Source organism: Pseudomonas chlororaphis subsp. aurantiaca, from assembly GCF_013466605.1.
In the GTDB taxonomy this organism is placed as follows: domain Bacteria; phylum Pseudomonadota; class Gammaproteobacteria; order Pseudomonadales; family Pseudomonadaceae; genus Aquipseudomonas; species Aquipseudomonas chlororaphis_I.
Genome location: NZ_CP059162.1, coordinates 2,697,242 through 2,721,130 on the forward strand (window position 1 = coordinate 2,697,242; position 23,889 = coordinate 2,721,130).

Here is a 23,889-nt window from a genome sequence, read left to right on the forward strand (position 1 = left end):
CGTCTGGTGGGGTGCTATCGCTGGCGAGCCAGGCTCCTACAGAAGCAGGAGGAGGGTGCCAGCGATCTGTGGTCGTTGATTAACGCCAGGCTCCTAGCGCCCCCAGGCTGAGCATCACCGCCGCCAACATCCCCACCAACGCAAACAACTGCTGCAACCGCGGCCCCGCCAGGTAACGGGCGACCTGCCGGCCGGCGATCAGCCCCAGCACCGCGCCGCCGGCGAAGGGCGCACCCACGGCCCAGTGCATCACGCCGCTGAGGCTGGCGGTGATCACGCTGCCGGTGGACACCAGGGCGATCACCGCCAGGGAGGTGGCGACGATGCTTTTGCTGTCCAGGTTGGTGTAGCGGGTCAGCGCCGGGATGATCACGAAGCCGCCGCCGACGCCGAGCAGGCCGGAGAGCAGCCCGGAGAGCATGCCGGTGAAGGTCAGGGCGCGAGCGCAGGGCAGGGTCCAGCGCAGCCGGCCCTGCAAGGGGTTGAGCACGCAAGGCTGGAAGGCCGCTCGGGGTGCGGGTTGGCCGTGGCGCAGTTCGCGGGTGGCCTTGAGCAGGATGCGTCCACAGGCGTACAGCAGCACCGCGGAAAACAGCAGGGCCAGGGGCAGGTTCGGCAGGCGGTGGGCCAGCCACAGGCCGACCGGCGCCATGAGGATGCCGATGGCGGCGACGAAACCGGCGGCGCGGTAACGCACGATGCCTTCGCGCAGCCCCAGCACCGCGCCCACGGCCGCGGCCAGGCCCACCGCGAGCAGGCCGATGGGCGCCGCCTCGACCATGCTCAGGCCGAGGCCGAACACCAGCAGCGGCACCGCGAGAATCCCGCCGCCGGCCCCGGTCAACGCCAGGATCGCCCCGATCAGTGCGCCGAGCCCGGCGCCCAACAAGCTGTACTCACTCATGATTCTGGCAGGTCCGTCACCAGGCTGGGCCGCGCCAGCCACTCATGGCCCTTGAGCATGCCGCGCCAGTACAGCGGCGGCAGGATGCGCTCCTTCAGCCACCAGGCGCGCCGGGTCGGCTGGCGCCCGTCGAGCAGCCAGGCCGGAAAGCTCGGCGCGACCTTGCCGCCATAGGTGAATTCGGCGAGGACGATCTTGCCGCGCTCCACGGTCAGCGGGCAGGAGCCGTAGCCGTCGTACTGCGCCCGGGTCGGCAGGCGCTTGAGGTTCACCAGCACGTTGGTGGCCACCACCGGCGCCTGCTTGCGCGCGGCGGCGGCGGTTTTCGCGTTGCTGGTATTGGTCCCGTCGCCCAGGCCATGGATGTTGCTGTAGCGCGTGTGCCGCAGGCTGTGCGGGTCGACGTCGATCCAGCCGGCGGCGTCGGCCAGCGGGCTGTTGCGGATAAAGTCCGGGGCGGTTTGCGGCGGCACCACGTGCAGCATGTCGAAGGGCAGCTCGACGCGTTCCAGCTGGCCTTCGGCGTTGTTGCGCACGAAGGTCGCCCGTTTGCCAGGGCCGTCCACCGCCACCAGGTTGTGGCCGAAATCCAGGGCGATGTTGTACTTCTTCACGTACTCCATCAGTGCCGGTACGTAGTCCGGCACACCGAACAGCACGCCGCCGGCATTCAAAAAACGGGTGTTGATCTGCCCCAGCCGGCCGCTGCGCAGCCAGTGATCGCAGGACAGGTACATGGCCTTCTGTGGCGCGCCGGCGCATTTGATCGGCATCGGCGGCTGGCTGAACAGCGCCTGGCCCTGCTTGAGGTTCTGCGCCAGTTGCCAGGTGTAGGGCGCCAGGTCGTAGCGGTAGTTGGAGGTCACGCCGTTTTTGCCGAGGGTTTCGCTCAGGCCCTCGATGGCGTTCCAGTCGAGCTTGAGGCCCGGGCAGACCACCAACTGGTCATAACCCAGCACGCGACCGTCGTTGAGCAGCAGGGCATTGTGCTCCGGCTCGAAGCTGCTCACCGCCGCCTGGATCCAGGTCACCCCCTTGGGGATCAGCGAGGCCATGCTGCGCGCGGTGTCTTCGGCGCGGAACACCCCGGCGCCGACCAGGGTCCAGCCGGGTTGGTAATAGTGGGTGTCGGCCGGGTCGATGATGGCGACGTCCAGGTGCGGTTCGCGGCTGATCAGGCTGGACGCGGTGGCAATGCCGGCCGCGCCGCCGCCGACGATCAGCACCTGGTGGCTGCCGTTGACGGCTTGTTGGGTAGGGGAAATAGGGCGCATGGCAGCGTCTCCTGGTGGAGTGGCGTTATAGGTTTTAAAGGACGTTCAGCGGGATCTTCAGGTAGCTCACGCCGTTGTCGTCGGGCTCGGGGAACTGGCCGCTGCGCATGTTGACCTGCACCGAGGGCAGGATCAGCACCGGCATTTCCAGGGTGGCGTCGCGGGCTTCGCGCATGCGCACAAAGGCGTCCTCATCGATCCCTTCATGGATATGGATATTGTTGGCGCGCTGTTCGGCGACCGTGGTCATGTATTGCAGCTCGCGGCCGTTGGGCAGGTAGTCGTGGCACATGAACAGCCGGGTCTGCGGTGGCAGGGCGAGGATCTTGCCGATGGAGCGGTACAGGGTGCGCGCGTCGGCGCCGGGGAAGTCGCAGCGGGCGGTGCCGTAGTCGGGCATGAACAGGGTGTCGCCGACAAAGGCCACGGTCTCCTCACCGACCTGTACCAGATAGGTCATGCACGCCGGGGTATGGCCGGGGGTGTGCAGGGCGCGGGCCTGGAGGTTGCCGATGGTGAAGCGGCTGTCGTCTTCAAGCAGCACGTCGAACTGGCTGCCGTCGCGGGCAAAACCCTGGCCTTCGTTGAACAACTGGCCAAACACCTGCTGCACCACGGTGATCTGGTTGCCGATCGCCACCCGGGCGCCGAGCTGGGCCTTGAGGTAAGCCGCGGCGGACAGGTGATCGGCGTGCACGTGGGTTTCGAGGATCCAGTCGACCTGGGCATCGAGTTCGCGCACCCGGGCAATCAGCTTGTCGGCGGACTCGGTGCGGGTGCGGCCGGACTTGGGGTCGTAGTCCAGCACGCTGTCGATCAGCGCGCAGCGCCGGGTGTCGAGGTCCATCACCAGATAGCTGATGGTCCACGTCTGGTGGTCGAAAAAGGCTTCTACGCACAGCGATGCGCCGATGATCATTGGGCTCTCCGAACAATAGGGTGACGCCGGCCGGGACTGGCAGTTGTCCCTAGGCTCTGTACGAAAAGTGGCTGCGCGCTGGGCGCCTTCGGCGCTACGCAGGCCATGCTGCGTTAAAAACAGGCTCGGAATGCTCATGTAGGCCCCTACAGTCGGACGCGACCCCGGCCGTTCCTCGCCTGTTTTTGCCTTGCCTGACCTTCGCTCGCCGACTTTTCGTACAGACCCTTGGACTGTCAATAAGCGTGCCAACCGGTGCGCGCCGCTTTTACCGCCCATTCATTGAGTTCAAAGGCCTGGGGCGGGCATTCCGGCTGTCACTGTCAATTGTAGATGGCAGTCAGTTGGCAGTTACTGGCAGGAAATGGCAGAAGCCGGGCCCATGGTTTAAGCTGCCGCGCAACGTCCAGGAGTTGCCATGCCCCAGTCCACCCATGCCCTCGCCAATGCTGAAATGTTAGCCCTGATGTCCTATCTGGAACATGACGCGCAGCCGACGATCCTGTTAGACACCGACTACAACATCCTCGCGGCCAACACCGCCTACCAGCGCCAGTTCGGCGTCGAGGGCAAACCCCATGTCGGCGCCAAGTGCTACCGGGTGTCCCACCAGTTCGCGGTGCCCTGCGACCAGGCCGGCGAACATTGCCCGATGCGCAAGGCCTTCGAGACCCGCCTGCCGGAACGCCTGCTGCATATCCATCACACCCCGCGCGGGCCGGAGCATGTGGACGTCGAGCTGCGGCCGATCCTCGGCGACGCGGGGCAGGTGGTGGCCTATGTCGAGCGCTTGAGTTCGGTGGCGGTGGCCTCGGTGCAGCCGCAGCAGAAGGGTTTGGTGGGCCGTTCGCCGGCCTTCAATGCGGCCTTGAGTGCCCTGCAACGGGCGGCGCCGTCGCAGATCCCGGTGCTGTTGCAGGGCGAGTCCGGTACCGGCAAGGAGCTGTTTGCCCGTGCCCTGCACGACGGCAGCCCGCGCGCCAGCGGGCCGCTGGTGGTGGTCGATTGCACCGGCTTGACCGAGACCTTGCTGGAGAGCGAACTGTTCGGCTACGAGAAGGGCGCCTTCACCGGCGCCCTGCAACGCAAGATCGGCCTGGCCGAAGCGGCCCATGGCGGCACCCTGTTTCTCGACGAGATCGGCGAAGTGCCGCTGGCGATGCAGGTCAAGCTGCTGCGGCTGATCGAGTCCGGCAGCTTTCGTCCGGTGGGCAGCCTGCGCACCGTGCATTCGGACTTCCGCCTGGTCTCGGCGACCCACAAGCCGCTCAAGGAAATGGTCGCCGCCGGCGCCTTCCGCCAGGACCTGTACTACCGCATCAGCGCCTTCCCGATCCGCCTGCCGGCCCTGCGCGAGCGCAGCGACGACCTGCCGCTGCTGATCGACAGCCTGCTGCAACGCCTGGCACCGGGCGCGGTGCCGCGGGTCGCGCCGCAGGCCCTGGAGCGCCTGGGCCTGTATGCCTACCCGGGCAATATCCGCGAGCTGCGCAATATCCTCGAACGGGCGCGCTTGTTCAGCGACGACGGGGTGATCCGCGTCGAGGACCTGCCCGAGGAGTTGCGCGCCGGCAGCGCCGCCGTCACCACCCAGCCGAGCCGGCGCCGCGCGGGCAAGGACCTGGAACAACTGGCCCACGCCCTGGAAGTGTTCGAAGGCTCACGCAGCGAACTGGCCAAGGCCCTGGGCCTGAGCGAACGCACCCTGTACCGACGCCTGAAAGCCCTGGGCATTTCCTGAACCTGTTCGCACCCTCGATATTCCGCTCCCGCTCATGCGTGTAGCCGCTGCCGCAGGCTGCGATCGAGCGGCACGCTCGCAGCGATCTTGCCGGCGCTAGAGACCCTTCGGGTCTATCGCAGGCTGCGCCAGCGGCTACAGGGGAAGCGTCGGTGAAGTTGGATCAGCTCCAGGGCACGATGGCGATGCGCCGTGGTCGTAGCTTCTGCCCCCTTTATCCGCCGCCTTGCCCGTAGCGCCGGGCCTTTCAGGAGCTGACATGAGCCAGGATCTACTCGCCACCGAAACCAATCGCCGCCAGTTGCAGCAGATCATTTCCGGACTGTCCGACGGGGTCATCCTGCTCGAGGCGGACCGGCGTATCGTCTGGGCCAACGAGGCGGCGCTGGCCATGCACGGGGTCGAAGACATCAGTGAGCTGGGCGCCGACGACCGCCAGTACGCCGAACGTTTCGCCCTGCGTTATCGCAACAATCACCCCCTGGCGCTGGAGAGTTACCCGATCAACCGGGTCGCCGCCGGAGAGACCTTCAGCGATGTGGTGGTGGAGGTGCGCAGCGGCGAGGGCGAGGAGGAACGCACCTGGGTGCATCGGGTGCGCAGCATGATCCTCACCGACCGCGCCGGCGAGGTGGAGTCCCTGGTGCTGATCCTCAGCGACGCCACCGAATGGGCCAGCGCCGAACAGCGTTTCGAGAAGACCTTCAATTCCAACCCGGCGCCGGCGGTGATCTGCCGCCTCAGCGACCTGCGCTACATCAAGGTCAACCAGGGCTTCCTGGAAATGACCGGTTATGCCCGCGACCAGGTGATTGGCCGCTCGGTGTACGAAGTGGATGTGCTGGAGGGCGCCGAGCGCAAGGACCTGGCCATCGAGCGCCTGAACCAGGGCGCGACCATCCCGCAGATGCAGGCCGAGCTGCGCCTGCCCGAAGGTGGCAGCAAGCTGGTGATAGTCGCTGGCCAGCCGCTGGATATCAACGAAGAAGACTGCATGCTGTTTTCCTTTATGGACCTGGAGCCGCGGCGCAAGGCGGAGGTTGCCCTGCGCCAGAGCGAGGAGCGTTTTGCCAAGGCGTTCCGCCTGACGCCGGTGCCGACCCTGGTGTGCGGCGCCGACAGCCAGCAGATTGTCGACGTCAACGAGGCCTTTCTCGACAGCACCGGTTATGCCGCCGAAGAGCTGCTGGGCAAGACCGTGGAGGAGGTGGGTTTTATCGCCAGCCCGCAGGCCTGCGCCAGCCTGTTCGGCGCCTTGGAGAAAAGCGCCGACGTGCGCAACCTCGACCTCCGGGTGTTGAAGAAGGGCGGCGAACTGCTCGACTGCGTGGTCTCGGCCGACACCGTGAACATCCAGGACAAGCCCAGCTACTTGCTGGTGCTGATGGACATCACCGAGCGCAAGCGCTCCGAGCTGGAGCTGGTGTCGGCGATCGAGGAGGTGATGCGTGACGCCTCGTGGTTCAGCCAGACCCTGATCGAGAAACTGGCCAATGTCCGTAGCGCCAACCAGGCCGAGCAGCCCAGTGCGTCCTTTACCGACCTGACCGTCCGCGAGCGCGATGTGCTGGGGCTGATCTGCGAGGGCCTGGCCGACAAGGAGATCGCCGCGCGCCTGCAGCTGGCGCCCAGCACGGTGCGCAATCACGTGGCCACGGTGTACTCCAAGCTGGCGGTGCACAGCCGCGCCGAGGCCATCGTGTGGGCTCGTGAGCGCGGGCTTTTCAGCGGCGACCGTCGCGGCAAGGCGCAGCGCTGACCGGTGCAAATGCACCAGTGCCACCAGTACAAATGGTGCTTCTGCGGCTTCACGGGGTTTCTTAGGCTGGGTGATGTGCGGTGCCGTGGCGGACACGGGCCGCTCACGAACATCATCAGCTGAAGGAATGCACGATGCGTAGCGAACAGATCAAAGGTGCGATGGACACGGCGGCCGGCAAGGCCCAGGGCGCAGTAGGCGAGCTGCTGGACGACCAGCAGATGCGCCTGGAGGGCGCGGCTCGCCAGGCGGCCGGGCAGTTGCAGGAAACCTATGGCGAGGCCCTGGACAGCGTCTCCCGCTTTGTCCGTGACAAACCCATGGCCAGTGTCGCCATCCTCGCCGGGATCGGCCTGCTGGCCGGCCTGTTGTGGCGTCGCCGCTGAAGGAGGCCTGGGTGATTTCCCAGGCGCAGTTGCGCCGCTATATCGAACAGGGCTTTGCGCCCCTGGCCTGTGCCTTCAGCACCGGCTCCGATTCCACACTGACCCTGCGGGTCTTCGAGCCTGAAAGCGGACGGGTCGACCTGGTGGTCACCGGCATCGACCCGCGCACGCTCGCGACAGAAGCGGACGTGCTGGCGATGATCGAGGAGCTGCTGTACGAGTTGCGCAGCAACTCCATCAGCCTGGTGCATTTATCCTGAGCACAGCGACCGGCCGCTCCTACAGAAGAATGCGTTCCTCTGTAGGGCGAGGCTCCCGCAGATTCAGTCCTTGGCGATCAAGCTCGGCCGGCAGTCGAGGCTCAGGCGGGCGCCGCCGCTGTCGCTACTGCCGACGTCGAGCTTGAAGCCGTGCAGGCTGACGATGGCGGCGACGATGGACAGGCCCAGGCCAAAGCCGCCGTGGGAGTTGCTGTCGTCGACCCGGTAGAAGCGCTGGAACACCGCCTTGCGCTCGGCCTCGGGAATGCCGGGGCCGGAGTCGAGGACTTCCAGGCGCGTGCAGCCGCCGTCCTCCACGCCACGCAGAATCACCTCGCCGCCCGGCGGGGTGAACTTGATCGAGTTGCTCAACAGGTTGGCCAGGGCCTCGAACAGCAGGGCGCGGTCGCCGGTCAGGCTCGGCAGCGTGTCGGGTACATCCAGGGTCAGGGTCAACTGGCCTTCCTCGGCCAGCGGCAGGTAAAAGTCATACAGCTCTCGCAGCAACGGCAGCGGGTCGAGTTCGACAAAACCCGAGCGGCGCTGGTGATCCTCGATTTCGGAAATCCGCAGCAAGCCGCGAAAACGCGCCATCAATCGGTCGGCCTCGGCCAGCACCTGGTCCAGCTGCAAGGCTTCGGGCGTGCCCTCGACCGCCTGCTGCTGCATGCGGTACAGCTGGGCGCGCAGGCGGGTCAGCGGGGTGCGCAGGTCGTGGGCGATGTTGTCGCACACGCCCTTGACCTCGATCATCAGCCGCTCGATGCGATCGAGCATGGCGTTGACGATGGCCGCCAGCATGTCCAGTTCGTCGCGGCGGTTGGACAGCTGCAGGCGGTGGGTCATGTCGCCGGCGACTATCGCCTCGGCGCTGGCCTGGATGCCGCGAATGCGTCGCAGCGGCCGGCGCCGGAGCAGGTGCCAGCCGGCGGCCCCGGGGATGATGGTCAGCGACACGCCCCACAGCAGCGCATGGAGAATGATCCGCGTCACCGCGAACAGCGAACCGTTGTCGCGCACCAGGATCAGCCAGCGGCCGTCGCGGGTGTAGGTGGCCACCGCGTCGCAACCGTCGCGGGGCAGGTTGGGGTCGTCGGAGTCGATGCAGCTCTTGAGCTCGTGGATCTGCCCGTCCAGCGGCAGGTCGTCGGGGATCTCGCGGATCGGCCCGCTGCGGTAGCGCAGTTGCTCGTCGAACAGGCCATAGGCGTCGATGGCGCGCATGTCGAAGGTCATGCTGGTGGTCAGGGCTTCTTCCAGCTGCTCGCCCTGGAAGCGCGCGAACAGGTGCTGGCGCTGCAGCAGCGAGTGCTTGGCGAGGCTTTCCAGGTAGCCGGACACCTCGTAGTACATGACGCCCATGAGGATGCAGCTCCAGGCCACGAACAGCGAACTGTAGAGCGCCAGCAGGCGGCTGCTGGAGGAGCGCCAGCCCTTAGAGGGGTTCAGCAATGACATAACCCGAGCCTCGCACGGTGCGGATCAGCGGGGTCATGCCGGGCGGATCGATCTTCTTGCGCAGGCGGCCGATATGCACGTCGATCAGGTTGGTGCCCGGGTCGAAGTGATAGCCCCAGACCTCCTCGAAAATCATCATCCGCGAGAGGATCTGGCCGGTGTTGCGCATCAGGAATTCCAGCAGCTTGTATTCGGTGGGCAGCAGGCTCAGCAACTGGTCGGCGCGGGTCGCTTCGCGGCTGATCAGGTTCAGCTCCAGGTCGGCCACCCGCAGGCTGGTTTCGAACTCCTGCACCGTGCTTTTGCGCCGCAGCAGCACCTCGACCCGGGCGGCCATTTCGTCGGAGGCGAAGGGCTTGGTCAGGTAGTCGTCGCCGCCGGCGCGCAGGCCGCGCACGCGCTCGTCGACGTCGGACAGGGCGCTGATCATCAGGATCGGCGTCGACACGCCGATGGTGCGCAGGGTGGTGACGATCGCCAGGCCGTCCAGCTCGGGCAGCATGCGGTCGAGGGTGATCAGGTCGTAGTCGCCGCTGACGGCGCGCACCAGGCCTTCGCGACCGTTGTCGACCCAATCCACGTCCAGCCCGTGGCTGCTCAGTTCGGCCACGATTTCGCGGGCTGTTACGGCATCGTCTTCGATGGTCAGAATGCGGGTCATAAGGGCTTACCTGATTGGGGATTTCATGACACAGGCCAGCATTTTGCCAAGAAATCGCCGCCGGCTTTCTAAAAAATCTTTCATCTTCGCGCCAGTGCCCTGGCGAACGCAGGGTAGCAGGCGGGCCGGGTGCGGCAATCGTTGATATCATCCAGCTACTACTGGCTGGCATGGACGCTGCGCAATGCACCTACCTCATTACCTCGACTTCAAAGCCCTGGGCGTCGGCCTGTTGCTGCTGGCGGCGGCCCCGGCGTTCGCCGCCAATCAGCCGTGCTCGGGCAAGAAGGGCGGGATCGCCGGTTGCGACGGCGAGCTGTTCCTGTGTAACGACGGCTCCATCAGCGGCTCCAAGCAAAACTGCGCCGCGCGCTACGGCGACTCGGGGCAGGCCGCGCGTCCACAAACCCTGTTGCGCGGCGGCGACGGCTGCCCCTGTGGCGGTGGCAGCTTCTGCACCGGGCCGCGGGGCGGCGTCTATTGCCTGACCCCGAGCGGCAACAAGAGCTACAAGCGTAAATAAAAGACAGGCGCGCGACAGTCCGGTGGCACCGATTGGACAGGCCCGGGCGCCTCTACTAGCGTTGCCGGCACGGCGCCGCCGGGGGCCACTATCGGGGACAACACGGATGGACAAACAGCAAGCCAAGCGCCAGGTCATCGCCAGCCTCGAGGCCGGGCGCTCCAGGGGTGAAACCTTTGCCGCCTTTGCCGGCAGCGGGATCAAGGAGCGGCTGCTGGCGTTCTGGACCGCCGCCTATTCCGACCCGGCGCTCTATGCCCGGCACCGGCGCAAGATCCAGATCCTGCTGGCGGTGATGCTGCTGCAGGCGGTGGTCGGCGCGCTGGCCGGGTTCTTCCTCGGTTCGGTCATAGGCCCGAAAGCCGCCTGGGTATTTGCGCTGTTGGGCGGCGTGGTGCCGCTGCTGTTCGCCTGGGGCTTCCATAAACCTTCGGCCAACGCCTACACCTTCTATGCCCTTCTGACCCTGTCGCAATTCCCGCGGTTGTTCGAAGGTTATGCCGAGGACCCGCTGGGCACTTTGATTGGCGTGGCCATTACCCTGGGCGTGGTGTTTTTCGCCATGTACGTGCGCAGCCTGATCTTTCCGGACTTCGCCTTTATCGGGCCGCGCAAGGTCAAGGGCCGCTACGTGTTCTCCAGTTAGGGCAGGGCGGCGCAAGGCTTATTCCAGGGCCTTGTGCTTTGCTTGGCCCAGATCAATGTTCTTGTTCGACAAACCTACTAGATTGGCCCGGTGTTCAGCCCCGAGGAGCTGGCGCCGCGCAACCCTGGACCGGGTCGATGACCCGGTCCAGGGCGATGCACAGCAGGACGCTGGCATTCCTCTTCACTCCGTTCAAGGACGAATTTCCTGATGCGCCATACCGAACGAACTTTCGATATCCAGCCGCTGCAACAGGCGGACATGACCATCAGCCTCAATGGCCAGCCGGTGACGGCGGCGATTGGCGAAACCGTACTCAGCGTCATCCAGTCCCTCGGGCTGCGTCAGGTGGCGCGCAACGACCACGGCCAGCTGGCCGGCGCCTATTGCGGCATGGGCGTGTGCCATTGCTGCCTGGTGCAGATCGACGGCCGGCACAAGCGCCGGGCCTGCCAGACCCAGGTGCGGCCGGGCATGCAGGTGCAGACCGAGGTCAACCGCATCGTCGCGGCGCAGGAGGTGCTATGAGCCTGAATCCACTGATCGTCGGCGGCGGCCCCGCGGGCATGGCCGCGGCCATCGAACTGGCCGAGCACGGGGTACGCAGCACCCTGATCGACGAGGCCTCGCGCCTGGGCGGCGTGGTCTACCGCGGGCCGCTGCGCGACGGCGTGCAGCTGGACTACCTGGGGCCGCGCTATTGCGAAGCCCTGGCGAAGCTGCACGGCGCTTTCTCTGACTGCGAACAGATGATCGACGTGCGCCTCAACCACCGGGTGGTGGGGGCCGAAGGCAAGGGCAGCCTGGTCTTGCTGGATGCCGACGAACAGCTGCAGGAAGTGGCCTATCCGCAGCTACTGCTGGCCGCCGGCTGCCATGAACGCAGCGTGCCGTTTCCCGGCTGGACCTTGCCCGGGGTGATGCTGCTGGGCGGCTTGCAGTTGCAGATCAAGAGCGGCGTGGTCAAGCCGCGCGGGCCGGTGGTGATCGCCGGCACCGGGCCGCTGCTGCCGCTGGTGGCCTGCCAGCTGCACGCCAGTGGCGCGCACGTGGCGGCGGTCTATGAGGCCTGTACCTTTGGCCGGATCGCCAAGGAAAGCCTGGCGCTGCTGAACAAGCCGCAGCTGTTCCTCGATGGCCTGAGCATGCTCGCCTACCTCAAGCTGCATCGCATTCCCCTGCATTACGGCTGGGGCGTGGTCGAGGCCCAGGGCGCGGACGGGCTGGAAAGCGTCAGCGTGGCGCCGTACTCGGCGCGCTGGGAACCGGACCTGAGCCGCCGGCAACAGGTCGCCGCGCAGACCCTGGCGGTGGGCTACGGTTTTATTCCGCGTACCCAGCTCAGCCAGCAGATGGGCCTCAACCACGGCTTCAGCCATGACGGCTACCTGCGGGCCACGGCCAACGTCTGGCAGCAAAGCAGCGAGCCGCACATTCACCTGGCCGGCGACATGGGCGGGATTCGCGGCGGCGAGGCGGCGATGCTCACCGGGCGCATCGCCGCGCTGTCGATCCTGATGCAACGCGATGTGCTGAGCAACGAGGCGGCCCTGGAGCGGCGCCAGAAGTACCAGAACAAACTGGCCTCCATCACGCGTTTCCGCGCGGCGGTGGACCGCTACACCGAACGCGGCACCGGGCAGATCGAACTGCCGGCCGCCGACACTCTGATCTGCCGTTGCGAACACGCGACCCGTGGCGATATCGACCGCGCCCTCGAGCAGGGCGTGCAGGACATGGCCAGCCTGAAGATGCGCACCCGGGTGAGCATGGGCGACTGCCAGGGCCGCATGTGCGTGGGCTATTGCAGCGACCGCCTGCGCCAGGCCACCGGGCGCCAGGATGTGGGCTGGTTGCGCCCGCGCTTCCCCCTGGACCCGATTCCTTTTTCCGCTTTCCCTCAACCGAGCAAGGACGCTTTGAATCATGAGTAAGTTCTACGACGTGGTCATCGCCGGCGGCGGTGTGATTGGCGCTTCCTGTGCGTACCAGTTGTCCAAGCGCAAGAACCTGCGGGTGGCGTTGATCGACGCCAAGCGCCCGGGCAATGCCACCCGCGCCTCGGCCGGCGGCCTGTGGGCCATCGGCGAGTCGGTGGGGCTGGGTTGCGGGGTGATCTTCTTTCGCATGATGTCGGCGCGCAACAAGCGCCAGGCCCAGGGCTCGGCGGTGCTGGTGGACTCCAGCACGCCGCATATCCTGCCGCAGTCGTTCTTCGACTTCGCCCTGCAATCCAACGGCCTGTACCCGCAGCTGCACCAGGAACTGCGCGAGCGCCATGGCATGGACTTCAAGTTCGAGCGCACCGGGCTGAAATTCGTGATCTACGACGACGAGGACCGGCTGTATGCCGAGCACATCGTGGCCTGTATTCCGCACCTGGCCCATCAGGTGCGCTGGCTCGACCAGGCGGCGCTGCGCGAGGCGGAGCCGAACGTCAGCCATGATGCCCAGGGGGCCTTGGAATTTCTCTGCGACCACCAGGTCAACCCGTTCCGCCTGGCCGACGCCTACACCGAAGGCGCGCGGCAGAACGGCGTGGACATGTACTTCAACACCAACGTCACCGGCGTGCTGCACCAGGGCAGCCGGATCAGCGGGGTGCAGACGGCGGAGGCGGGGCTTTTCCATTGCGACACCCTGATCAACGCCGTCGGCGCCTGGGCCGCCGAGCTGAGCCTGCAAGCCACCGGCGCGAGCATTCCGGTGAAGCCGGTCAAGGGCCAGATCCTGCTCACCGAGCGCATGCCGAAACTGCTCAACGGTTGCCTGACCACCAGCGATTGCTACATGGCACAGAAGGACAACGGCGAGATCCTGATCGGCAGCACCACCGAGGACAAGGGCTTCGACATCAGCACCACCTACCGGGAAATCCAGGGCCTGGTGCAGGGCGCGGTGCGCTGTGTGCCGCAGCTCGAGCAGGTCAACCTCAAGCGCTGCTGGGCCGGCTTGCGCCCGGGCTCGCCGGATGAACTGCCGATCCTCGGGCCGATGTGCGGGGTGGAGGGCTACCTCAATGCCTGCGGGCACTTCCGCACCGGCATCCTGACCTCGGCGATCACCGGGGTGCTGCTGGACCGGCTGGTGAATGAAGAGGCGTTGCCGCTGGATATCACGCCGTTCCTTGCCGAGCGTTTCGGCTTGCAGGCGGTGGCGCCGTTGCAGGTGGCGCTGGCCTGAGGCGGGGTTGACGCGGTGCTGCTTGAGCACCGCGTTGCCTTGATGTTCTTTCGCGGGCAAGTCGGATCGCCGCCCGCTCGCTCCTACAGAAGCATGCGTTCTTCTGTAGGAGCGGCCGGTCGACGCTCGATTGCCCGCGAAGGAGGTTAACGATGACGCGGTTTTGTGGTTTCAAACCAACGGCGTACTAATAAACAACTCCAACCCTTCGGCATACTCCGCAAACGCCTTGACCCTTGGGAACCGCGTGGCATCCAGGTGCTCGGCCACCACCAGTTGGGTAAAGCTCCAGGCCACGGCCAGGCTGATACCGGCCTGATCGATGTTGCCGTCGGTGGCCAGCGGGCGTTTTTCCAGTTCTTTTTCCAGCTCGCCATAAGCCGCCGCCAGCTGCCCGCGAACCCGCTCCAGCCACGGCTCGTGCTGTTTTTCCGCGGGGCGCAGCTGGTACTCGTAGTAGATCTGCACCGACTTCTCGCACGCCGCCAGCGCCAGGCCGATCAGCCGCAGGTCGTGGGCCCGCGCCTGGGGCGCCGCCGGCAGCAGGCTGCGGCCGGCCAGGGCTTCCAGGTAGTCGATGATCAGGCACGAATCCATCAGCACCGTGCCGTCGTCGCAGATCAGGGTCGGCGCCTTGACCACCGGGTTGATGCGCTGGAACTGCTCGAAGGTGCGAAACACCGACAACGCTTCATGCTCGAACGGGATATCCAGGCGCTTGAGGGTAATGGCGACACGGCGAACATAGGGGGAATCGAGCATACCGATCAGTTTCATTGAGCATTTCCTTGTGCGGAACAACGAGACAGGGGGAGGGCAGCGGCTAATTTAGCGGCAAATATCCGGGGTTGGCTATCGGGGGCCGGTTATATGAGTGCGAATGTTGTAAAAGTCTCACGAGGCACTTTGCTGATATGCCGTTGATAACGGTTGAGAACCCGCAGTTTGATACCGCGCTGCGGGTTCAAGTGTCCGAAACAGTAGTGAGCCAGTTCGACTGTTTCGGTTTGGCAGGCTCATTAATCCGCCGTGCATTTCAAGCCGCCTGTTTATTGTTCACTCCAGGCGATTGCCCGATTGAAGGCCTCATAGGTTTCGGACTCGATAAACTCTGCAGTCGGAACGATCTTGAGTGATTTCAGCAGGTCCTCAACATCGTCCTGCTGCCCGATTTGAACGAAGAACTGCTGGATACTGCTCATCTCGCTGTTGGTCAGGCTGCCCAGGAAATTCTTGCCCTGGTAGTTCTCGGCTACATAAAAGCTGTAGTTATTGTTGCCAACCCTGGACTTGTAGATTGACGTCAACCCACCGCTGCCCAAGGTGATTTTACCGTCGCTTTCCTCTTTCATCTCTCGGGCGATAGTGTCGTGATCGGTTTCTCCCGCATTCTTGGTTCCGCCGAAAAACTGCGGCATGCCGCCATACACGAGATTGGCGCGTTTAATGGGGAAGTAGAGGTAGCCATTATCCTCGTCTTCGGAATGGAGAAGAATTGCGTATGCTTTATCGACCATGATGCGCTCCTTGCGTGAGTTTGAACTTGAACCTCAAACTTCCCTGGCACTACGAGGGACTTGTCCTGATGCCCATGACCAGCACTTGATTGAACGGCGCAAGCACGAGTGTGCTGTGGAGCATCCGTTACCCAGCGTAGGTGAGCGATGTAGCCGGTGCCGGTCTTTCAGATGAAGAGCCGCCAGACGGCCTCGTAGCCAGGTGTGGCAGCGCTATTGTGTAGGAAGCAATGGCTGCACATCGGCAGGAGAAGCGCTATGCATCCCACCCGAACCGCCCTTGTCCTTGCCGGTGGCGGCAGCCTCGGGGCTGTCCAGGTGGGGATGCTGCGGGCGCTGATCGAAAGACACGTGGTGTTCGACCTGGTGGTCGGGGCGTCGGTCGGGGCCCTCAATGGCGCCTACTTTGCCGCCAGGCCCAATGCCCGCGGGGTCGCCGAACTGGCCGATTTCTGGCGTGGCTTGCGCAAGGCCGATGTGTTTCCGTTTTCCTTGATTGACGCGTTGTCCTCCGTGCTCAAGCGTCGCGGCTGCCTGTTGCCCTCGTCGGCGCTGGCGAGCCTGGTGCGCCGGGTGCTGCCGGTCACCCGCATCGAAGACACCGAACTGCCTCTGCATATCGTCACCACCAACCTGCTCACCGGGGCCGAGGAGCTGTTATCCAGTGGCAGCGTCGAGCTGGCCCTGCTGGCCAGTGCCGCGATTCCGCTGGTGTTTCCCTGGGTGCAGATCGGCGACAAGCTGCTGGTCGACGGCGGCGTCGCCAGTAACACCCCGATCGCCGCGGCGGTGTCGCTGGGCGCGACCCGGGTCATCGTGGTGCCGACCGGATTCGGTTGCGCCTGCCCGCGACCGCCGACCGGCTTGATCGCCTTGGCCTTGCACACCCTGAACCTGATGAGCATGCGCCAGCTGGTGCGGGACATTGAGCTGTATTCGCCACAGGCGGCGATCCATGTGGTCGCGCCCTTGTGTCCGCTGGGCATTTCGGTGTTCGACTTCAGCCAGACCGAGCAACTGCTGCAACGGGCCCACCACCAGACCCTGGCCTGGATCGAGGAGGGCGGCCTGCTGCGTACCGGCGTGCCGGGGGCGTTGCAGGCGCATACGCACTCGGCGGGGTGAGGCTCAGTCCTCGAACCCCGCTTGCTCGTGAATCTCGTCGACCTTCAGTTCCAGGCGGTAGGCCACGGCGATGAACAGCGCCTGGCACAGGCACAGGGTCGCGCTCAGGGAGCGGAAGGCGAAGGAGCTGCCTTCGTTGACCAGCAGCACGGTGTTGGCGCGCTTGGCCAGGGGCGACAGGTTGCTGTCGGTGATGATCAGGGTCTTGGCCTGATGGTGCTGGGCAATGCGCAGGCAGTGCTGGGTTTCCTTGGCATACGGGGTGAAGCTGATGGCGATCACCAGGTCGTTGGGACGGATGCTGCGCATCTGTTCGCGGTAGCTGCCGCCCAGGCCCGACACCAGGTGGATGCGCTTGTTGGTGTGCTGCAGGTTGTACACCAGGTAATCGGCCACGGCGAAGGAGCGGCGCACCCCGACCACGTAGATATTGTCGGCGTTGACCACCAGGTCCACGGCCTTGTCGAAGGCTGCGTCATCCAGCTCCAGGCCCAGGCGCTCGATACCCGACAGGGTGGCGTTGATGCACTCGCGCGCCAGGTCGCCGCCACTGGCCTTCTGCGACTTGTTGGCGATCATGCTGCGGATGCGCTGCTGGTAGTTCTGTACCGGGGTGGCCTTGTGGGTGTAGGCCTCGCGAAACAGCGCCTGCATTTCACTGAAGCCGCTGAAGCCGAAGCGCTGGGAGAAGCGCACGATGGCCGAAGGGTGCACCTCGCATTCGCGGGCGATGTCGCTGATGCGGTCGACCATGATCCGGTCGCTCTGCTGGCTCATGTAGCTGGCGATGCGCTTGAGCTGGCGCGGCAGGCTTTCGTATTCCTGGGTGATCAGCTGCAGCAGGCGTTCGGCATTGATCGGGGGGCTGGCGAGGTCGCTGTCTTGCGGGCTCTCGGTCGTGGCCGGCTGATCGGTGCGGGACATAGGCAATCCTTCTGTGCTTACTGGCTTGTACTTGATGGGAACGGGCGGGTTGATCCATTCCCTGACAATAGGTGGGCTGTGCGCAGTCTACAGGGTCGGCGCAGGGAAAATCTTGAGGCGCGGGCCCACAGGCCGTCTGCTGAAACGATGCACGCTGCCTGGACCGGCCTTGAGAAAGTTTATTGGAAAAAATATTCCACGTAAAAATTTTATAGAAAAAATATTGATTGGCGCCGGTGAACGTTCTAGTCTGCATCCACCAAGAGCGTTCGGCGCCTTCCTCGGTGCCACGCGCAGGCTGATAAAAATAACAGGAGCCAGCATGGGCCAGACTCGTTTTGCCAATGGGCGTCAATTGGATCTGATTTGCCTCGGACGCCTGGGCGTCGACCTCTATGCGCAGCAGGTCGGGGCCCGGCTGGAAGATGTCACAAGCTTCGCCAAATACCTCGGCGGCTCGTCCGCCAACATCGCCTTCGGCACCGCGCGCCTGGGCTTGCGCTCGGCGATGCTGAGCCGGGTCGGCGACGATCACATGGGGCGTTTTCTGGTGGAGTCCCTGGCCCGCGAAGGCTGTGATGTCAGTGCAATCAAGGTCGATCCGCAGCGCCTGACCGCCCTGGTCCTGCTCGGACTCAAGGACCGCGAGACCTTCCCCCTGGTGTTCTACCGCGAGAACTGCGCCGACATGGCCCTGCGCGCCGAAGACATCAACGAAGCCTTTATCGCCTCCAGCAAAGCCTTGCTGATCACCGGCACCCATTTCTCCGCCGACGGCGTGTACCAGGCCAGCCTCCAGGCCCTGGCGTACGCCGAACAGCACAACGTCAAGCGCGTGCTCGACATCGACTACCGCCCGGTGCTCTGGGGCCTGGCGGGCAAGGCCGACGGCGAGACCCGGTTTGTCGCCGACCAGAACGTCAGCGCCCATGTGCAGAAGATCCTGCCGCGCTTCGACCTGATTGTCGGCACCGAAGAAGAATTCCTTATCGCCGGCGGCAGCGACGAATTGCTCAGCGCCTTGCGCACCGTGCGTTCGCTGACCGCCGCGACCCTGGTGGTCAAGCTCGGTCCCCAGGGCTGCACGGTGATCCATGGGGCGATCCCGGCGCGCCTGGAAGACGGCGCCATCTACCCCGGGGTGCGGGTCGAAGTGCTCAACGTGCTGGGGGCGGGCGATGCCTTTATGTCCGGCTTCCTCAGCGGCTGGCTGGAGGACGCCAGCGACGAGCGCTGCTGCCAGTTGGCCAACGCCTGCGGCGGTTTAGTCGTGTCGCGCCATGCCTGCGCCCCGGCGATGCCGACCCGCGCCGAGCTGGATTACCTGTTCAGCAGCCCGGTGCCCATCACCCGGCCGGACCAGGACAGCACCCTGCAGCGCCTGCATCAGGTCAGCGTGCCGCGCAAGGCCTGGAAGCAGCTGTTCATCTTTGCCTTCGACCATCGCGGGCAGTTGGTGGAACTGGCGCAGAAGGGCGGGCGCGAACTCAAGGCCATCGGCCGGCTCAAGCAGCTGTTTATCCAGGCCGTGGAGCGGGTCGAGGCCGACTTGCGTGAGCAGGGCGTCGAGGCCGATGTCGGCCTGCTGGCCGACCAGCGTTTCGGCCAGGGCTCGCTGAACGCCGCCACCGGCCGTGGCTGGTGGGTGGCGCGGCCAGTGGAAGTCCAGGGCTCGCGGCCGCTGGCCTTCGAACACGGGCGTTCGATCGGCAGCAACCTGATTGCCTGGCCCCAGGAGCAGATCATCAAGTGCCTGGTGCAATACCACCCGGACGACGAGCCGCTGCTGCGCCTGGAGCAGGAAGCGCAGATCAAGGGGCTGTACCAGGCGTCCCAGGTCAGCGGCCATGAGCTGCTGCTGGAAATCATTCCGCCCAAGGACCACCCCTCGACTCACCCGGACGTGCTCTACCGCGCCCTCAAGCGCCTGTACAACCTGGGCATCTTTCCGGCCTGGTGGAAGATCGAGGCGCAAAGCGCCGAAGACTGGACCCGGCTCGATGAGTTGATCGAGGCGCGCGACCCCTATTGCCGTGGCGTGGTGCTGCTGGGCCTCAACGCCCCGGCGGCGGCCTTGGCCGAGGGGTTCCGCCAGGCCGGCAACAGCCGCACCTGCCGCGGGTTCGCCGTGGGCCGCACGATTTTCCATGAGCCGAGCCGAGCCTGGCTGGCGAACGAGATCGACGACGAAACCCTGATCCGCCGGGTGCAGGCGACCTTCGTCGAGCTGATCGACGCCTGGCGCGCCGCCCGCGCCTGAACATTAGAGCCTGACCGCAAGAGCCTTGACGCAACACCTGTAGCCGCTGCCGAGCGTAGCGAGGCTGCGATCGAGCGCGAAGCGCTCGCTAAAGCTCGGCAGCGGCTACAGCAGCAGGCACGAGGCCGGGAATTTTTCAGAACGCTTTAGAAAACAATAAAAGGTGCAGCCATGCCCGCAATCCGAATTGGCATCAACCCGATTTCCTGGAGCAACGACGACCTGCCGTCCCTCGGCGGCGAAACGCCTTTGAGCACGGCGCTGAGCGAGGGCAAAGAGATCGGCTACGAAGGTTTCGAGCTCAACGGCAAGTTCCCCAAGGATGCCAAGGGCGTCGGCGATGTGCTGCGCCCGTACGACCTGGCGCTGGTCTCGGGCTGGTATTCCAGCCGCCTGGCCCGGCGCTCGGTGGCCGAGGAGATCGACGCCATCGCCAGCCATGCCCAACTGCTGGCGCAAAACGGCGCCAGGGTGCTGGTCTACGGCGAGGTCGCCGACTCGATCCAGGGCCAGCGCATTGCCCTGGTGGAGCGTCCGCGTTTTCACAGCGAGCAGGCCTGGCAGGAATACGCCGACAAGCTCACCGAGCTGGCGCGGTTCACCCTGTCCCAGGGCGTGCGCCTGGCGTACCACCACCATATGGGCGCCTACGTCGAATCGCCGGCGGACATCGACAAGTTGATGAGCCTGACCGGCAGCGAAGTCGGCCTGCTGTTCGACTCGGGTCACTGCTACATGGGCGGCGGCGAGCCGCTGGACGTGCTGCGCAAGCACATCGGGCGCATCTGCCATGTGCACTTCAAGGACGTGCGCAAGCCGGTGGTGCAGCTGGCGCGCAATAACCTGTGGAGTTTCCCCGACTGCATCATCAACGGCACCTTCACCGTGCCGGGGGATGGCGACATCGATTTCGCCGCGCTGCTGGACGAGTTGCTGGCCGCCGATTACCAGGGCTGGCTGGTGGTGGAGGCCGAGCAGGACCCGGCGGTGGCGCCGAGTTACGTCTACGCCAAGAAGGGCTACGACACCCTGCGCGCGCTGCTCGATGACGCCCTGCTCAACAAGAGGACCGGACAATGAGCCTGCTGGTGAAAAGCGCGGCCAAGGGTCGGACCATGGTGCAGTTGACTGAGGGCCGATTGAAGTACGTCGGTTTTGCCGCCTACCGCCTGAGCCTCGGTGAAAGCCTGCCTCTCAGTGCCGGTGATAAAGAGCTGTGCCTGGTGCTGCTCAGTGGACGCATCGGCATTCAGGGTGAGGCGCCGGGGCAGGGCGCTTTCGGCTGGGACAACCTCGGCGACCGGCAATCGGTGTTCGAGGACAAGTCGCCCTTCGCCGTCTACCTGCCGCCCGGCAGCCAGGCCCGGGTCACCGCCCTGAGCGATGTGCAGATCGCCGTCTGCGCCGCGCCCGGCTGCACTGTAAAAAGCTCCGCCGCAAACGGCCTCGGCCCAAGGCTGATCCTTCCTGCGAGCATGAAGCGCAGTGTGCGCGGCAAGGGCGCCAACACCCGCTATGTCTGCGACATCCTGCCAGACAGCGAGCCGGCCCATTCGCTGCTGGTGGTGGAGGTGCGCACGCCGTCCGGGCATTCCTCCAGCTACCCGCCGCACAAGCACGACACCGACGACCTGCCGCACCAGAGCTTTCTCGAAGAGACCTATTACCACCAGGTCAACCCGCCCCAGGGCTTCGTGTTCCAGCGGGTCTACACCGACGACCGCAGCCTCGACGAGGCCATGGCCGTGGAGCACGGCGACCTGGTGGTGGTGCCCAAGGGGTACCACCCGGTCAGCGTGCCCTATGGCTACGAGTCCTATTACCTGAACGTCATGGCCGGGCCCAAGCGGGTCTGGCAGTTCCACAACGATCCACAGCACAGCTGGCTGCTGGATCTGTGATTTCCAACATCTGAATTCCAACAGTCGAATGGAGAACAAGAACAATGAGTGACGCCCCGGTAATCGGCCATTACATCGACGGTCAGGTGCAGGACAGCGGCGAACGCTTCGCCAACGTATTCAACCCGGCCACCGGCCGCGTGCAGGCCCGGGTCGCCCTGGCCAGCCAGAAGACGCTGGACGACGCCGTTGCTTCGGCCATGAAGGCCTTCCCGGCCTGGTCCGAGCAGTCGGCGCTGCGCCGTTCGCGGGTGATGTTCAAGTTCAAGGAACTGCTGGACCAGCACCATAACGAACTGGCAGAGATCATCACCCGCGAGCACGGCAAGGTGCTGGCCGACGCCCGCGGCGAAGTGACCCGCGGCATCGAGATCGTCGAATTCGCCTGTGGCGCGCCGAGCCTGCTGAAAACCGATTTCAGCGACAACATCGGCGGCGGCATCGACAACTGGAACCTGCGCCAGCCCCTGGGTGTGTGCGCCGGGGTCACCCCGTTCAATTTCCCGGTAATGGTGCCGCTGTGGATGATCCCGCTGGCCCTGGTCAGCGGTAACTGCTTCATCCTCAAGCCGTCCGAGCGCGACCCGTCCGCCAGCCTGCTGATGGCCCGCCTGCTGACGCAAGCCGGGCTGCCCGATGGCGTGTTCAACGTGGTCCAGGGCGACAAGGCGGCGGTGGACGGGCTGTTGCAGCACCCGGACATCGAAGCGATTTCCTTTGTCGGTTCGACACCGATCGCCGAGTACATCCACCGGCAGGCCACCTCCCGCGGCAAGCGCGTGCAGGCCCTGGGCGGGGCGAAGAACCATATGATCGTGATGCCCGATGCCGACCTCGAGCAGGCCGCCGACGCGCTGATCGGCGCAGCCTACGGCTCGGCCGGCGAGCGCTGCATGGCGATCTCCATCGCCGTGGCGGTGGGCGATGTCGGTGACCGGCTGATCGAGAAACTGCGGCCGCGCATCGACCGGTTGAGGATCGGTAACGGCATGCAGGGCGACAGCGACATGGGGCCGCTGGTGACCGCCGAGCACAAGGCCAAGGTCGAAGGTTTCATCGACCAGGGCGTGGCCCAGGGCGCGCAACTGCTGGTGGACGGTCGGGGCTTCAAGATGCCGGGCGCGGAGCAGGGCTTTTTTGTCGGCGCCACCCTGTTCGACGACGTGACCCCCTCGATGAGCATCTACCAGGAAGAAATCTTCGGCCCGGTGCTGGGCATCGTCCGGGTACCCGACTTTGCCAGCGCGGTGGCGCTGATCAACGCCCATGAATTCGGCAACGGCGTGTCCTGCTTCACCAGTGACGGCGGCGTGGCCCGGGCCTTTGCCCGCAGCATCAAGGTCGGCATGGTCGGCATCAACGTGCCGATCCCGGTGCCCATGGCCTGGCACTCCTTCGGTGGCTGGAAGCGTTCGCTGTTCGGCGACCACCACGCCTACGGCGAGGAAGGCCTGCGCTTCTACAGCCGCTACAAGAGCGTGATGCAGCGCTGGCCGGACAGCATTGCCAAGGGCCCTGAGTTCAGCATGCCGACCGCCAAGTAGACCCATTCAACCCGTTGCCCTGGAGAACAAGAATAATGAGCCAGCCCCTGCGTTTCGCCCTGAATCGTATGGTTGCCCCACGTTTGAGCCTGCCGGCGTTCATCGAGCTGGCGGTGACCCTGAAAGCCGATGCCATCGAGATCCGCAATGACCTTGCGGGCGTGGAAATCGAAGACGGCACGTCGCCGCAACAGGTGCGCCAGTTGTGCGCGGCCCACGGCATCCAGGTGCTGTCGATCAATGCGCTGTACCCCTTCGATGTCTGGAACGACGAGCGTCGCGCCCAGGCCCTGAAACTCGCCGCCTATGCCCGCGACTGCGGCGCCCGCGGCCTGGTGATGTGCCCGCTGAATGATCGTGCTGATAGCCGCAATGAAGCCGAGCGCGGCGCCGGTTTGCGCACCGCCTTGACTGAGCTGGCGCCGATCCTGCGCGAGCACGGGATTCTCGGTTTTATCGAACCCCTGGGCTTCGAGGAGTGCTCCCTGCGGCGCAAGCGCACGGCGGTGGAGGCGATCCGCGCCATCGGCGGGCTGGATGTGTTCCGCCTGGTGCACGACACCTTTCACCATCATCTGGCCGGCGAACAGGAGTTCTTTCCCGAGCTGACCGGGCTGGTGCATATCTCCGGGGTCGAGGACCGCGAGGCCCCGCTGGCGAGCATCCGCGACGGCCACCGGGTACTGGTGGGCGAGGGCGACATCCTCGGCAACGCGGCGCAGATCGAGACCCTGCTCGAGCGTGGCTACAGCGGCCACCTGTCGTTCGAGCCGTTCGCCGACAGCGTGCATGGGCTGGCGGATATCCAGCGAGCGATCGGCGCGAGCATCGACCACCTCAAGCAGGCCCTGGCCTGATCTGTAGCCGCTGCCGCAGGCTGCGATCGCGACCGAAGGGCGCGCAA

The 23,889-nt window shown here is 65.3% G+C and carries 23 protein-coding genes; 15 read left to right on the top strand and 8 right to left on the bottom strand.

Annotated features, from left to right (window positions below; all coding sequences use genetic code 11):
* Window positions 1–79: 79 nt before the first annotated feature.
* Genes H0I86_RS12510 through H0I86_RS12520 form a run of 3 tightly spaced genes read right to left on the bottom strand, consistent with a single transcriptional unit; the run spans window position 80 to window position 3,097 of the window.
* Entirely contained in the window at window positions 80–904 is an 825-nt protein-coding gene (locus H0I86_RS12510; protein ID WP_053278645.1) for a sulfite exporter TauE/SafE family protein, read from the bottom strand.
* A complete protein-coding gene (locus H0I86_RS12515) occupies window positions 901–2,178 on the bottom strand; it encodes an NAD(P)/FAD-dependent oxidoreductase (RefSeq protein WP_180925247.1) in 1,278 nt (425 codons plus the stop codon). Before H0I86_RS12515 ends, H0I86_RS12510 begins: the two co-directional genes overlap by 4 nt.
* Before the next feature lie 34 nt (window positions 2,179–2,212).
* Complete coding sequence (locus tag H0I86_RS12520) at window positions 2,213–3,097, bottom strand: MBL fold metallo-hydrolase (protein WP_180925248.1); 885 nt, start codon at window positions 3,095–3,097, stop codon at window positions 2,213–2,215.
* Window positions 3,098–3,515: 418 nt separating this feature from the next.
* Between H0I86_RS12520 and H0I86_RS12525 the strand changes: the two genes are divergently transcribed.
* The 4 genes from H0I86_RS12525 to H0I86_RS12540 all read left to right on the top strand — a co-directional run bounded on the left by H0I86_RS12525 (window position 3,516) and on the right by H0I86_RS12540 (window position 7,243).
* The gene (locus H0I86_RS12525; RefSeq protein ID WP_180925249.1) at window positions 3,516–4,838 is read left to right on the top strand and encodes a sigma-54 interaction domain-containing protein; all 1,323 of its coding nucleotides are present in this window, start codon (window positions 3,516–3,518) and stop codon (window positions 4,836–4,838) included.
* Window positions 4,839–5,097: 259 nt separating this feature from the next.
* Window positions 5,098–6,597 (top strand): PAS domain S-box protein, encoded by a 1,500-nt coding sequence (locus H0I86_RS12530; RefSeq protein ID WP_180925250.1) that lies wholly within the window; start codon window positions 5,098–5,100, stop codon window positions 6,595–6,597.
* A gap of 134 nt (window positions 6,598–6,731) precedes the next feature.
* The gene (locus H0I86_RS12535) at window positions 6,732–6,983 is read left to right on the top strand and encodes a CsbD family protein (RefSeq protein ID WP_180925251.1); all 252 of its coding nucleotides are present in this window, start codon (window positions 6,732–6,734) and stop codon (window positions 6,981–6,983) included.
* Window positions 6,984–6,994: 11 nt separating this feature from the next.
* Entirely contained in the window at window positions 6,995–7,243 is a 249-nt protein-coding gene (locus tag H0I86_RS12540; RefSeq protein ID WP_009048452.1) for a DUF1652 domain-containing protein, read from the top strand.
* A gap of 63 nt (window positions 7,244–7,306) precedes the next feature.
* On the opposite strand, the gene H0I86_RS12545 is transcribed toward H0I86_RS12540, so the two are convergent.
* Window positions 7,307–8,701 (bottom strand): sensor histidine kinase, encoded by a 1,395-nt coding sequence (locus H0I86_RS12545; protein WP_180925252.1) that lies wholly within the window; start codon window positions 8,699–8,701, stop codon window positions 7,307–7,309.
* Window positions 8,679–9,362, bottom strand: coding sequence for a response regulator transcription factor (locus tag H0I86_RS12550; RefSeq protein ID WP_007930717.1), 684 nt, complete (start codon window positions 9,360–9,362; stop codon window positions 8,679–8,681). The genes H0I86_RS12545 and H0I86_RS12550 overlap by 23 nt, the downstream gene beginning before the upstream one ends.
* Before the next feature lie 184 nt (window positions 9,363–9,546).
* On the opposite strand from H0I86_RS12550, the gene H0I86_RS12555 reads away from it, so the two are divergent.
* From H0I86_RS12555 to hcnC, 5 genes are all read left to right on the top strand, one after another.
* Complete coding sequence (locus H0I86_RS12555; RefSeq protein ID WP_180925253.1) at window positions 9,547–9,885, top strand: YdcA family protein; 339 nt, start codon at window positions 9,547–9,549, stop codon at window positions 9,883–9,885.
* Between the two features lie 106 nt (window positions 9,886–9,991).
* Window positions 9,992–10,531, top strand: a complete 540-nt coding sequence (locus tag H0I86_RS12560) for a hypothetical protein (RefSeq protein ID WP_180925254.1) — start codon at window positions 9,992–9,994, stop codon at window positions 10,529–10,531.
* A 210-nt stretch (window positions 10,532–10,741) separates the two neighbouring features.
* On the top strand, window positions 10,742–11,059 hold the full coding sequence (hcnA, locus tag H0I86_RS12565; RefSeq protein ID WP_023968943.1) for a cyanide-forming glycine dehydrogenase subunit HcnA: 318 nt from the start codon (window positions 10,742–10,744) through the stop codon (window positions 11,057–11,059).
* Window positions 11,056–12,465: a cyanide-forming glycine dehydrogenase subunit HcnB gene (hcnB, locus tag H0I86_RS12570; RefSeq protein WP_180925255.1), complete on the top strand. Its 1,410-nt coding sequence runs from the start codon at window positions 11,056–11,058 to the stop codon at window positions 12,463–12,465. Before hcnA ends, hcnB begins: the two co-directional genes overlap by 4 nt.
* Entirely contained in the window at window positions 12,458–13,714 is a 1,257-nt protein-coding gene (gene hcnC, locus H0I86_RS12575; protein WP_180925256.1) for a cyanide-forming glycine dehydrogenase subunit HcnC, read from the top strand. The genes hcnB and hcnC overlap by 8 nt, the downstream gene beginning before the upstream one ends.
* A gap of 171 nt (window positions 13,715–13,885) precedes the next feature.
* On the opposite strand, the gene H0I86_RS12580 is transcribed toward hcnC, so the two are convergent.
* Window positions 13,886–14,491 carry a glutathione S-transferase gene (locus H0I86_RS12580; RefSeq protein ID WP_180925257.1) on the bottom strand — a complete coding sequence of 202 codons (606 nt, stop codon included), beginning with the start codon at window positions 14,489–14,491 and terminating at the stop codon, window positions 13,886–13,888.
* Window positions 14,492–14,763: 272 nt separating this feature from the next.
* Window positions 14,764–15,231, bottom strand: coding sequence for an NUDIX hydrolase (locus tag H0I86_RS12585; protein ID WP_180925258.1), 468 nt, complete (start codon window positions 15,229–15,231; stop codon window positions 14,764–14,766).
* Window positions 15,232–15,489: 258 nt separating this feature from the next.
* Between H0I86_RS12585 and H0I86_RS12590 the strand changes: the two genes are divergently transcribed.
* On the top strand, window positions 15,490–16,356 hold the full coding sequence (locus tag H0I86_RS12590) for a patatin-like phospholipase family protein (protein WP_180925259.1): 867 nt from the start codon (window positions 15,490–15,492) through the stop codon (window positions 16,354–16,356).
* A 3-nt stretch (window positions 16,357–16,359) separates the two neighbouring features.
* On the opposite strand, the gene H0I86_RS12595 is transcribed toward H0I86_RS12590, so the two are convergent.
* Window positions 16,360–17,280: a MurR/RpiR family transcriptional regulator gene (locus H0I86_RS12595; protein ID WP_023968949.1), complete on the bottom strand. Its 921-nt coding sequence runs from the start codon at window positions 17,278–17,280 to the stop codon at window positions 16,360–16,362.
* A 322-nt stretch (window positions 17,281–17,602) separates the two neighbouring features.
* Between H0I86_RS12595 and H0I86_RS12600 the strand changes: the two genes are divergently transcribed.
* The 5 genes from H0I86_RS12600 (at window position 17,603) to H0I86_RS12620 (ending at window position 23,842) form a co-directional block, all read left to right on the top strand.
* Complete coding sequence (locus tag H0I86_RS12600) at window positions 17,603–19,540, top strand: bifunctional 5-dehydro-2-deoxygluconokinase/5-dehydro-2-deoxyphosphogluconate aldolase (RefSeq protein WP_180925260.1); 1,938 nt, start codon at window positions 17,603–17,605, stop codon at window positions 19,538–19,540.
* A gap of 171 nt (window positions 19,541–19,711) precedes the next feature.
* Complete coding sequence (gene iolE / locus H0I86_RS12605) at window positions 19,712–20,620, top strand: myo-inosose-2 dehydratase (RefSeq protein WP_180925261.1); 909 nt, start codon at window positions 19,712–19,714, stop codon at window positions 20,618–20,620.
* Complete coding sequence (gene iolB, locus H0I86_RS12610) at window positions 20,617–21,441, top strand: 5-deoxy-glucuronate isomerase (protein ID WP_180925262.1); 825 nt, start codon at window positions 20,617–20,619, stop codon at window positions 21,439–21,441. Before iolE ends, iolB begins: the two co-directional genes overlap by 4 nt.
* A gap of 44 nt (window positions 21,442–21,485) precedes the next feature.
* On the top strand, window positions 21,486–22,985 hold the full coding sequence (locus H0I86_RS12615; RefSeq protein ID WP_180925263.1) for a CoA-acylating methylmalonate-semialdehyde dehydrogenase: 1,500 nt from the start codon (window positions 21,486–21,488) through the stop codon (window positions 22,983–22,985).
* 35 nt (window positions 22,986–23,020) lie between these two features.
* Window positions 23,021–23,842, top strand: a complete 822-nt coding sequence (locus H0I86_RS12620) for a TIM barrel protein (RefSeq protein ID WP_180925264.1) — start codon at window positions 23,021–23,023, stop codon at window positions 23,840–23,842.
* Window positions 23,843–23,889 lie beyond the last annotated feature (47 nt).

Bases quoted from the DNA above. Each gene is read 5' to 3' on its own strand.
- H0I86_RS12585 (WP_180925258.1), bottom strand. From the start codon at position 15,231: ATGGTCGATAAAGCATACGCAATTCTTCTCCATTCCGAAGACGAGGAT.
- H0I86_RS12555 (WP_180925253.1), top strand. From the start codon at position 9,547: ATGCACCTACCTCATTACCTCGACTTCAAAGCCCTGGGCGTCGGCCTG.
- H0I86_RS12530 (WP_180925250.1), top strand. From the start codon at position 5,098: ATGAGCCAGGATCTACTCGCCACCGAAACCAATCGCCGCCAGTTGCAG.
- H0I86_RS12580 (WP_180925257.1), bottom strand. From the start codon at position 14,491: ATGAAACTGATCGGTATGCTCGATTCCCCCTATGTTCGCCGTGTCGCC.
- hcnA (WP_023968943.1), top strand. From the start codon at position 10,742: ATGCGCCATACCGAACGAACTTTCGATATCCAGCCGCTGCAACAGGCG.
- H0I86_RS12510 (WP_053278645.1), bottom strand. From the start codon at position 904: ATGAGTGAGTACAGCTTGTTGGGCGCCGGGCTCGGCGCACTGATCGGG.
- H0I86_RS12590 (WP_180925259.1), top strand. From the start codon at position 15,490: ATGCATCCCACCCGAACCGCCCTTGTCCTTGCCGGTGGCGGCAGCCTC.
- iolB (WP_180925262.1), top strand. From the start codon at position 20,617: ATGAGCCTGCTGGTGAAAAGCGCGGCCAAGGGTCGGACCATGGTGCAG.
- H0I86_RS12615 (WP_180925263.1), top strand. From the start codon at position 21,486: ATGAGTGACGCCCCGGTAATCGGCCATTACATCGACGGTCAGGTGCAG.
- iolE (WP_180925261.1), top strand. From the start codon at position 19,712: ATGCCCGCAATCCGAATTGGCATCAACCCGATTTCCTGGAGCAACGAC.
- H0I86_RS12515 (WP_180925247.1), bottom strand. From the start codon at position 2,178: ATGCGCCCTATTTCCCCTACCCAACAAGCCGTCAACGGCAGCCACCAG.
- H0I86_RS12595 (WP_023968949.1), bottom strand. From the start codon at position 17,280: ATGTCCCGCACCGATCAGCCGGCCACGACCGAGAGCCCGCAAGACAGC.
- H0I86_RS12535 (WP_180925251.1), top strand. From the start codon at position 6,732: ATGCGTAGCGAACAGATCAAAGGTGCGATGGACACGGCGGCCGGCAAG.
- H0I86_RS12620 (WP_180925264.1), top strand. From the start codon at position 23,021: ATGAGCCAGCCCCTGCGTTTCGCCCTGAATCGTATGGTTGCCCCACGT.
- H0I86_RS12600 (WP_180925260.1), top strand. From the start codon at position 17,603: ATGGGCCAGACTCGTTTTGCCAATGGGCGTCAATTGGATCTGATTTGC.
- H0I86_RS12525 (WP_180925249.1), top strand. From the start codon at position 3,516: ATGCCCCAGTCCACCCATGCCCTCGCCAATGCTGAAATGTTAGCCCTG.
- H0I86_RS12520 (WP_180925248.1), bottom strand. From the start codon at position 3,097: ATGATCATCGGCGCATCGCTGTGCGTAGAAGCCTTTTTCGACCACCAG.
- H0I86_RS12545 (WP_180925252.1), bottom strand. From the start codon at position 8,701: ATGTCATTGCTGAACCCCTCTAAGGGCTGGCGCTCCTCCAGCAGCCGC.
- hcnB (WP_180925255.1), top strand. From the start codon at position 11,056: ATGAGCCTGAATCCACTGATCGTCGGCGGCGGCCCCGCGGGCATGGCC.
- H0I86_RS12550 (WP_007930717.1), bottom strand. From the start codon at position 9,362: ATGACCCGCATTCTGACCATCGAAGACGATGCCGTAACAGCCCGCGAA.
- H0I86_RS12560 (WP_180925254.1), top strand. From the start codon at position 9,992: ATGGACAAACAGCAAGCCAAGCGCCAGGTCATCGCCAGCCTCGAGGCC.
- hcnC (WP_180925256.1), top strand. From the start codon at position 12,458: ATGAGTAAGTTCTACGACGTGGTCATCGCCGGCGGCGGTGTGATTGGC.